General features: G+C 66.5%; 5 protein-coding genes and 1 pseudogene. 1 reads left to right on the forward strand and 5 read right to left on the reverse strand.

Annotated features, from left to right (window positions below):
- The 4 genes and pseudogenes from MMB92_RS34910 to MMB92_RS34925 all read right to left on the reverse strand — a co-directional run.
- Window positions 1-197, reverse strand: a pseudogene (locus tag MMB92_RS34910) (acetyl-CoA C-acetyltransferase); the annotation flags it as partial.
- A 99-nt stretch (window positions 198-296) separates the two neighbouring features.
- A complete protein-coding gene (gene phaC / locus MMB92_RS34915) occupies window positions 297-2162 on the reverse strand; it encodes a class I poly(R)-hydroxyalkanoic acid synthase (protein WP_006485252.1) in 1866 nt (621 codons plus the stop codon).
- 360 nt (window positions 2163-2522) lie between these two features.
- Window positions 2523-3362, reverse strand: a complete 840-nt coding sequence (gene pgeF / locus MMB92_RS34920; RefSeq protein WP_080331687.1) for a peptidoglycan editing factor PgeF — start codon at window positions 3360-3362, stop codon at window positions 2523-2525.
- A 6-nt stretch (window positions 3363-3368) separates the two neighbouring features.
- Complete coding sequence (locus MMB92_RS34925) at window positions 3369-4580, reverse strand: RluA family pseudouridine synthase (protein WP_034178468.1); 1212 nt, start codon at window positions 4578-4580, stop codon at window positions 3369-3371.
- Window positions 4581-4621: 41 nt separating this feature from the next.
- On the opposite strand from MMB92_RS34925, the gene MMB92_RS34930 reads away from it, so the two are divergent.
- Window positions 4622-5446, forward strand: a complete 825-nt coding sequence (locus MMB92_RS34930) for an outer membrane protein assembly factor BamD (protein ID WP_006484415.1) — start codon at window positions 4622-4624, stop codon at window positions 5444-5446.
- A gap of 69 nt (window positions 5447-5515) precedes the next feature.
- On the opposite strand, the gene MMB92_RS34935 is transcribed toward MMB92_RS34930, so the two are convergent.
- On the reverse strand, window positions 5516-5638 hold a 123-nt coding region (locus MMB92_RS34935; RefSeq protein WP_143329487.1), incomplete at its 5' end, for a transposase.

The raw sequence follows: 5638 nt of genomic DNA on the forward strand, positions 1-5638 counted from the left end.
GCCGGGTTCTGCCCGGAGCCGGCCGTCAGCACCTGGCCCATGATCACTTCGCTGACCTGCTCGGGCTTCACGCCCGCACGCTCCAGCACTGCGCGGATCACCGTCGCGCCCAGTTCGGGCGCCGCAATCTTCGCCAGCGAGCCGCCGAATTTGCCGACCGCGGTCCGCGCGGCCGATACGATCACTACATCCGTCATTTCCCTTTCCTCCAGGCCCGCACGACACGGCGCGTCGTTACCGGCCCTGTTAAAAAAACTGCGGTGCACCGGACAGCGTGCGCCGCTGTCCGGTTTTCGTCAATCGCGCTGCAACACGTAGCGCCCGGGCGCCGGCTCGATCACCGGGAATTGCGCGGAACCCGGCTGGGCCGGCGGCGCGACCTTGCGACCGCCGTACGCGTCGAGCCACTCGACCCACGTCGTCCACCAGCTTCCCGGCTGCTCGGTCGCCGCGGCAAACCAGTCGTCCGCGGATTCGGGCAGGTCGCCCTCGTTGACCCAGTAGCTGCGTTTCTTCTTCGCCGGCGGATTGATCACGCCCGCGATGTGTCCCGACGCGCCGAGCACGAACTTCAGCGGGCCCGACAGGATCGACGTCGATGCGTAGGCCGTCTGCCACGGCACGATGTGATCCTCGCGCGAACCGTAGATGAAGGTCGGCACGTCGATCAGCGACAGGTCGACCGACTCGCCGCACACGGTCAGCGCACCCGGCTCGCGCAGCTTGTTTTCCAGATAGGTATGGCGCAGATACCACGCGTACATCGGGCCCGGCAGGCTCGTCGAATCGCTGTTCCAGTACAGCAGGTCGAACGGCGCGGGCGTGCGGCCCTTCAGGTAGTTGTCGACGACGTAGTTCCACACGAGATCGTTCGGCCGCAGGAACGAGAACGTGTTCGCGAACTCGACGCCGCGCATCAGCCCCGGCTGCGCACCGTTCTTGCCGCCGATGGTCTGCTCGCGCATCTGCACGTGCGCCTCGTCGACGAACACGTCGAGGATGCCCGTATCGGTGAAGTCGAGCATCGCGGTGAGCAGCGTCATCGACGCGGCCGGATGTTCGCCACGCGCGGCGAGCACCGCGAGCGCGGTCGCGAGCATCGTGCCGCCGACGCAGAAGCCGAGCGTGTTGATCTGCTCGCGGCCGCTGATCTGCTGCACCGCGTCGATCGCCGCGAGCAGCCCTTCGTTCATGTAGTCGTCCCACGTCTTGTGCGCGACCGATGCATCCGCGTTGCGCCACGACACGAGGAATACCTGATGACCGTTCGACAGCGCGTGCGCGACGAGCGAATTCTCCGGCTGCAGGTCGAGGATGTAGAACTTGTTGATGCACGGCGGGACGATCAGCAACGGCCGCTCGAACACCTTGTCCGTCTTCGGCGTGTACTGGATCAGCTGGATCAGGTCGTTCTCGTACACGACCGAGCCTTCGGTACATCCGAGGTTCTTGCCGACCACGAACTGCGATTCGTCGGTCTGCGAAATCTTGCCGCGCTGCAGGTCGCCGAGCAGGTTCATCATCCCCTGCCGCAGGCTTTCGCCCTGCGTCTCGAGGATCGATTTCTGTGCGTCGGGATTGAGTGCGAGGAAGTTGCTCGGCGCGGCGGCGGCCGTCCATTGCTGGACCGTGAAACGGATGCGCTCACGCGTCTTCGGATCGGTCTGAAGCGCGTCGGCCAGCTCCTGCAGATAGCGCGCGTTGAGCAGATACCAGGCGGCCGCGAACGCATGCGCGGGGGACGCCTTCCACGCGTCGCCGCTGAAGCGGCGGTCCTTCAGCTCCGGCGACTCGAGCTTCGCGGCGGCCGCCTGCTGCATCAGCGTCATGCAATCGCGTGCGTAGTCGGCCTGCAATGCCTGGAGCCGTTCGGGCGGAATCGCGGCAACCGGCAGCTTCAGCCCCGCGAACGGCGACGCCATCGCGCCGAAGTCGGGCATCGACGGCATCTGGAACGGAAACGACGTCGGGAACTGGAATGTCGCGAACGGATTGACGGAGGCCGATGCCGTCGCGGCGCGCGCCGGATCTGCAAAACCGCGCCACGCGTTCAACCACGACTCGAACATCTGCTGCATCGGCTGGGCGGCCGGATCGAAACCGGTGCTGCCCGCGGAAGTGCCCGCATGCGCGGACGTCGACGAATTTTTCGATGCTGTCATTACCTGCCTTACCGGTGATTCGTGAGCGTCAATCGTGAAATCCTGCTCGCGCGCGGCGTGCCGGCTGCGAGCCGGGCCGTCATGCTCTGGAGAGGCGTCTCCAGATTCTGCCGCAGTGCGGTATTTTTATCATTATCGTTTTCCCCATGTGAAGCGCCCCGTCAAACCACTGAACATTTCGGCACGGAGATAATCCGCGCACAACAGACGGGACAAGGGTTCCGGCGAAACATAAAACATTTTGTTTAGCTTGACGTCGGGATTTTTCATTCAGTCGCGCATGCAACGCCGTATTGCCGCCTCAATATCGAGATAACTCGATTTCGCGGCGCAACAAAGCCGGCGCGCATGCGCATGCAATCAATCGGCCAGCCAGATTGCCGCGGCCATGCGCCCCGTCACGCGGTCGCGCCGGTACGAATAGAAGCGCGCACGCTCGGCGACCGTGCACGCCGTCCCGCCGCTCACGTGCGCCACACCCGCACGCGCGAGTCGCAGGCGCGCGAGCGCGTAGAGGTCGGCCAGGAACTTGCCGGGCGCGCCGTCGATCGCGACGAACGCATGACGGGTTTCATCATGCTCCGACTGCGGAGCCGTGTCGAGAAACGCATCGCGCACATCGGCGCCGACCTCGAACGCCTGCGGGCCGATCGCCGGACCGAGATACGCATGCAGCGCGTCCGTCGCGCCGCCCGCAAGCGCCGCGACGCGCGCCGCCGTCTGCTCGACGATGCCGGCCGCGAGCCCGCGCCAGCCCGCATGCGCGGCGCCGACCGCGCGGCCCTGCGCGTCGCACAGCAGCACGGGCAGGCAATCGGCCACCATCACCACGCAGACGGCGCCTGCCTGAACGGTCACGCTCGCGTCGGCTTGCACCGGCGCCGTGGCACCAGGCGCGGCGGCGATCACCGCGTCCGCCTGCACGATCTGCGCGCCGTGAACCTGCTCGAGCCATGCGGCGCCCGACTGGCCAGCGAGGGCCAGCACGCGCGCGCGGTTGGCGGCGACATGGCCGGGATCGTCACCGGTATGCAGGCCGAGATTCATCCCGCCCGGCAGCGCGGCGCCGTCCTGCCAGCGCCCGTACGGGCCTTCGCTCACACCGCCGTCGCGGGTCGTGATCAGCGCGCGCACGCGCGGCGACACCTGCCAGTCGGGCCGCACGCAGTCCTGCCACGTCAACGGCGCCAGGTTCGTCATCGGCACTCACTCCTCCTCATCGTCGTCCAGATACGGCTCGTCGTCGTGATACTCGCCGCCGAAATCGTCATCGTCGTAGACACCGTCGTCGTCGTCGAATTCCTCGTCGCCCTGCCCGAAGCCGAGCGCGGCGACCAGTGCGTTCATGTCGTCCGGCAGCGGGCAGCGCCACTGCATCGCCTTGCCCGTGACCGGATGCACGAGGCCGAGCCGCCACGCATGCAGCGCCTGTCGCGCGAACCCGTCCGGCAGCGGCGTGACCGAGCGCTTGCCGCGCGCGCGCCCGTAGACCGGATCGCCGAGCAGCGGATGTCCGGCATGCGCGCAATGCACACGGATCTGGTGCGTACGGCCGGTTTCGAGATCGCACTGAATCGCCGAAACCGGCTGACGTTGCCACAGGCATGTGTCAACCGTGCGGAAATGCGTGCGCGCGGGCTTGCCCGACGCGCCGGTGACGACGGCCATGCGCGTGCGCTCGCGCGGATCGCGGCCGATCGGCGCGTCGATCGTGCCCGCCTCGGGCATCGTGCCCCACACCAGCGCGAAATAGCGGCGCTTCACCGTGCGGGCCTGCAGCTGGCGCACGAGGTCCGTCTGCGCGGCCAGCGTGCGGGCGACCACCATCAGGCCGGAGGTTTCCTTGTCGAGCCGGTGGACGATCCCCGCGCGCGGCAGGCCGGCCGCCGCGTCGCCGTAGCGATGCAGGAGGCCGTTGAGGATCGTGCCGCTCCAGTTGCCGGCGGCCGGATGCACGACGAGGCCGGCCGGCTTGTTGATGACGACGAGCGCGTCGTCCTCGTAAATCACGTCGAGCGGCACGGGCTCCGGCGTGAACGCGAGCTGCTCGGGCAGCAGATCGGGCACGAGCGCGATCTTCGCGCCGAGCGGCACCGGCTGGCGGATCTTCGCCGGCGCCCCGTCGACGAGCACCCGCTGCGCCTCGATCCAGCTCTGCAGGCGGCTGCGCGAGAATTCGGGGAACAGTTGGGCAAGCGCCTTGTCGAGCCGTTCGCCGGCGAGCGACAGCGGCACTTCGACGATACGCGGCGCGTCATCGCCCGCCACGGACGGCACGACGGGCGGCTGCATCGCGTCGCCGGCCAGATCGTCATCGAGGGAATCCCCCGAGGCAGCGTCGGCGGGCCGATCGCTTGGGCTATAATCTTCGCGATTTGGTGTGCCCGGCTGGGCATTCTGCGAACTTGAACGGGTCATTTAGACTGGGTCACCGAGACTTGAAGCTAGGACATGCGAGCATGATGAATTCGACCAAACGCACGGCCAGAACCGTCGCCGCCCGGGCTGCGGCGGTAGCGGCCGCGGCCCTCATCGCCGGCTGCCACGGCTTGCCGCAGAAGCAGGACGAGACGGCTACCTGGTCGAACAACAAATTATACTCAGAGGCCCAGGACGCACTGTCCGGCGGCGACTGGGGCAAGTGCGCGAAATATTTCGAATCGCTGCAAGGCCGCGATCCGTTCGGCCATTTCGCACAGCAGGCGCAGATCAACGTCGCGTACTGCAACTGGAAGGACAACGAACCGGCAGCCGCTGACCAGGCCGTCGACCGCTTCATCCAGCTCCACCCGGATCATCCGGATATCCCGTACGCGTACTACCTGAAGGGGATGATCCACTTCAACGACGATCTCGGCCTGTTCGGGCGCTTCTCCGGCCAGGACATGAGCGAACGCGATCCGCAGGCGCTGCGCGAATCGTACGATGCGTTCAAGGTCGTCGTCGATCGCTTCCCGAAGAGCAAGTACGCGCCCGACGCGGCCGCACGGATGCGCTACATCGTCAACGCGCTCGCGTCGCACGAAGTGCACGCGGCCGACTACTACTACCGTCGTGGCGCGTATGTCGCGGCCATCAACCGCGCCCAGCTCGCGATCAAGGACTACAAGGGCGCGCCGGCGATCGAGGATGCGCTGCACATCATGATCCTGTCGTACGGCAAGCTGAACCAGCCAGAACTCGCCGAGGACACCAAGCGCGTGCTCGCGGGCACGTTCCCCGACAGCCCGTATGTGACGGGCCATTCGCGCCCCGGTGCGAAGAAGTCGTGGTGGCAGTTCTGAAGCACGGCGCGATGTAACATCCGTTGTGCACACAAAAAACCCGGCCATCGAGCCGGGTTTTTTTATGGTTCATCGTGGATTACCGGGGAACGCGGCGCGGATCTTGAGGAAGAAGTATTCCTCGTCGCGGTACCCGTAAGCCCTGCGCTTGATGACCTTGATAGTGTTGTTGATTCCCTCGACGACGCTGGT

The sequence above is a fragment of the Burkholderia sp. IO2 genome, assembly GCF_029522185.1.
Taxonomy (GTDB): Bacteria; Pseudomonadota; Gammaproteobacteria; order Burkholderiales; family Burkholderiaceae; genus Burkholderia; species Burkholderia cenocepacia.